The sequence below is a fragment of the Lentiprolixibacter sp. genome, assembly GCF_982873095.1.
In genome coordinates this window covers 1-3018 of record NZ_CEYNTP010000001.1, presented here as the reverse complement: position 1 = coordinate 3018, position 3018 = coordinate 1, and the positions used below count along the sequence as shown (strand labels likewise).

Here is a 3018-nt window from a genome sequence, read left to right as displayed (position 1 = left end):
AGGGCGTACTATCGTTTCGTACCCAATTTACGGTAAATTCGCCGTATTCGATGGCCATGCTATCAGCAGCCTGAATTGACTTAATTTCATGCCGGTAGGTGCTAGGCAAATGATTGGAAAAAAGGAATTCATAAAATCCGGAAATGGCTTCGCGACCAATAAGTATTTCTCCTTCCGGGGGTACATTCATCCCATCCTCGGTATAAAGAAGGACCAGTTCCTCAACTGCCTCCTGTTCCCAGTGATTGCCAAATTCGATCCACGCCTTTATTATGGCTTCCTCCGGATGGGATTCGTTATTTTTTACCTTTTCCTCACAGCTGGTAAAAGTTGAAAATATGGCCAGAAGGCCTAACAGTACCCGTTTTTTCATAGGATTGCCTTTTAATTCTCAATAAATTAATCGATATCCGAAACGCCTTTAAAATAGTAAATACGCCTTTTTTATAAAAAATACCTTTTCGGACGGAAAAATTTACCTTTTCCGTTTATGGAGGATATAAAACAGAGTTACCAATCGGACAGCTTTCTGCCAAAAGCTTCCACCTGTTTCCAATCCGTATATTCAACCTTTGTTTTGGGATCGGTAGGACCTTTGGTAATCCTCATGATAAGCTGGATCATGATCCGGTCCCAGAACGGATACTTCTGGTAGTCCAGCATTCCCGCAAACACCTCCACAATATCGGGTTTCCAATCTATCTTCTTAAAAAACTTGATGACATAAGGATTGGTCTCCGGGCTGTTTTTTTCAGGTTTCCTCGCTACAAGGTTAACGGAGAAGAAGGCCGTTTGCATCTTATCGAGCTTTGCCTTGTTGGTATTGATGAAATCAATGACCTGTTTGTTGTGAACCCCGTATCGGATGCTTGCCCCAAGGATCAATCGGTCAAATTGGGATATGTCTTCCTGAAATTCCTCTATAGAGAAGAGTTCAATGGGCTGTTTATCGTCTTTAAGGATCTCGAGGAGACGGTTGCAAATCTTAAGGGTTTGACCGTCCACCGAAGAATAGATCATGGCCGTTCTGCTGTTTGCCATAGAAACACGTATTGGATTACGATATAAATATCAGGATTTAATCGGAATTACAAAGGCCTGCCGATATCAGAAATTACTATCGTCCCGGTATTTGATTTTTTAATCATTCTGCCTTCAGGTAGCCGCTTATCTCAATAATTGTGCAATGACATCAAACCCAATGCTCCATTTCAAGGCGAAGGTTCTATCATCGTGAAGTTTCTCAAATCAACACATTCTGTAAAATCAGAATTGACACCCACCAGGGTTAGTTTATCCACAGTACACCAAAGGTCCACTCCCATTTTTTCAAAAGATTTTCGGGCGCTGTTATACTTCTCCTCGTCTAAGGTTAATTCGGCAGTAGGATTGTTGAAATCATAGGCCTCTGTGCTAAATAGGCCCAGAGCTATATGCGGGTAATAGGGAAGATCCTCTCGAAGATAGGGGCTCAGGATGCCCTTGTAAAGTTTATCGTGGAGTTCTACTATAGCATCATGCCCTTCTTTTGCCCCCAGATACAACCAGTGGTCCCAGGTTTTTTCAAGGGTGCAAAAATGCGCATCAAATGGCTTGCAGGTGTTGACCACCTGTTCAATGTGAGCCTCCAGCTTATCCCTGCCAATGTTCTCCGGCACCGGAAAAACAAAGGGGACATGCTCCGGGAGTAATTCAGAATAGGGTTCGTATCTGTCCCGGAAGGCATGGAAACCCTCATGTTCTATCTGTGGATAATATACCAGTGCAAAATACATGTTGGCTGCAGATTAATCCCCTGTTCTAAAAGCGTAAACCCCCATTGGCTGGCTTACAGGCTGTCTATGACCCGCTTTAGTTTGGCCTGAACGTCGTGAGCTATTTGACCTAAGGACGCATTTTCAACAGCCGTCATGGAAGCTAGAGGGTCGACTGCCGAAACTTCGATAAGGCCAGGTTCTTTTTCCTGAACAATAACATTGCAGGGAAGCATGGTTCCGATCTTATCTTCGGCCTGCAGGGCTTTATGGGCAAACGGGGCATTGCAGGCCCCGAGGATCTTGTAATTATAGAAGTCTACATCCAGTTTTTTCTTGAAGGTAGCTTTCAGGTCGATTTCTGTAAGCACTCCAAAGCCTTCTTGCTGAAGGGCGCTCGTGGTTTTATCAATGGCTTCGTCAAAAGAGGTATCACGTAAAGTGGTAGAAAAATAATAGTCCATTATCTGTGTGTTTTAGGGACTATGAAATTACTAAAAAAGCAGCTGACAGAGGTAACGATGTTCTGTGGATATAGATTATTTTGGGAGTTGTTAAGGCAGATTAATGCCAGACCTAAGGGGGACTAGGGTGTTCCAAAATCAATCACCACTGCCCAGCGTAATTTAGATTTTCCCCGGAGTGGATGTTCAGGTATTCGTATTTGATCCTGTTTATCTGTCGGAAATGAAGATAATCATGGGCCAGCCAGTTAGACAAGAACATCTTTGCTGTGAGGGGACCTAATTTGGGGTGGTCATAGGCATTATCCCAGTTTGGCGACTTAAGGGATTGCAGCCAATCAACAGACAGGAGACGCTCTTGTAAAAAGGCGCTGAGTTTTTCATTGAAATCCTGATGCATGTACTTCCGTTCCGTCGCCCAGATCAAAGGGTCAAAAGTTGGCATGGGTGCATTTGGGGTTTCCAGCACGTGCCGTGTCCTCGCCCTGAAATCGTCCCGTTCCTCATCGTACAGGTGGCAGATCACCTCCAGGAGGCACCACTTCCCGGGTCCTGGTTTCCAAAAATACAGCTGTTCCTCTATGTCCTTGAGCAGTTCCCTGAATACCGCCCTGTTTCTGTTAAGTTCTTCTATAATTCTCTTTTCCTCCATAATACACTATTCATAGACCCTGATGATCTCCCCATTCCCCTTGCCCATCACGCTTCGTATATACGCATTAACTGCCTTCTTCATGGAGATGGGATTGTGGCCCGGGAAGTAGTCTTGGTACTTTTTATAGGCATCTTCAACCAGGCCC

5 protein-coding genes are annotated in these 3018 nt (G+C 44.4%); all 5 read right to left on the bottom strand.

What is annotated here, in order from left to right:
* Positions 1 to 373 (bottom strand): YybH family protein (locus AC4E7D_RS00025; RefSeq protein WP_490171743.1); only part of this gene is annotated, 373 nt, incomplete at its 3' end.
* A gap of 137 nt (positions 374 to 510) precedes the next feature.
* Positions 511 to 1041 (bottom strand): menaquinone-dependent protoporphyrinogen IX dehydrogenase, encoded by a 531-nt coding sequence (hemG, locus tag AC4E7D_RS00020; RefSeq protein WP_490171742.1) that lies wholly within the window; start codon positions 1039 to 1041, stop codon positions 511 to 513.
* A 170-nt stretch (positions 1042 to 1211) separates the two neighbouring features.
* Complete coding sequence (locus tag AC4E7D_RS00015; protein ID WP_490171741.1) at positions 1212 to 1775, bottom strand: 2'-5' RNA ligase family protein; 564 nt, start codon at positions 1773 to 1775, stop codon at positions 1212 to 1214.
* A gap of 53 nt (positions 1776 to 1828) precedes the next feature.
* The gene (locus AC4E7D_RS00010; protein WP_490171740.1) at positions 1829 to 2218 is read right to left on the bottom strand and encodes a DUF302 domain-containing protein; all 390 of its coding nucleotides are present in this window, start codon (positions 2216 to 2218) and stop codon (positions 1829 to 1831) included.
* Between the two features lie 142 nt (positions 2219 to 2360).
* Positions 2361 to 2870, bottom strand: a complete 510-nt coding sequence (locus AC4E7D_RS00005) for a DinB family protein (protein ID WP_490171739.1) — start codon at positions 2868 to 2870, stop codon at positions 2361 to 2363.
* Between the last annotated feature and the right edge of the window lie 148 nt (positions 2871 to 3018).

Bases quoted from the DNA above. Each gene is read 5' to 3' on its own strand.
- AC4E7D_RS00005 (WP_490171739.1), bottom strand. From the start codon at position 2,870: ATGGAGGAAAAGAGAATTATAGAAGAACTTAACAGAAACAGGGCGGTA.
- AC4E7D_RS00015 (WP_490171741.1), bottom strand. From the start codon at position 1,775: ATGTATTTTGCACTGGTATATTATCCACAGATAGAACATGAGGGTTTC.
- hemG (WP_490171742.1), bottom strand. From the start codon at position 1,041: ATGGCAAACAGCAGAACGGCCATGATCTATTCTTCGGTGGACGGTCAA.
- AC4E7D_RS00010 (WP_490171740.1), bottom strand. From the start codon at position 2,218: ATGGACTATTATTTTTCTACCACTTTACGTGATACCTCTTTTGACGAA.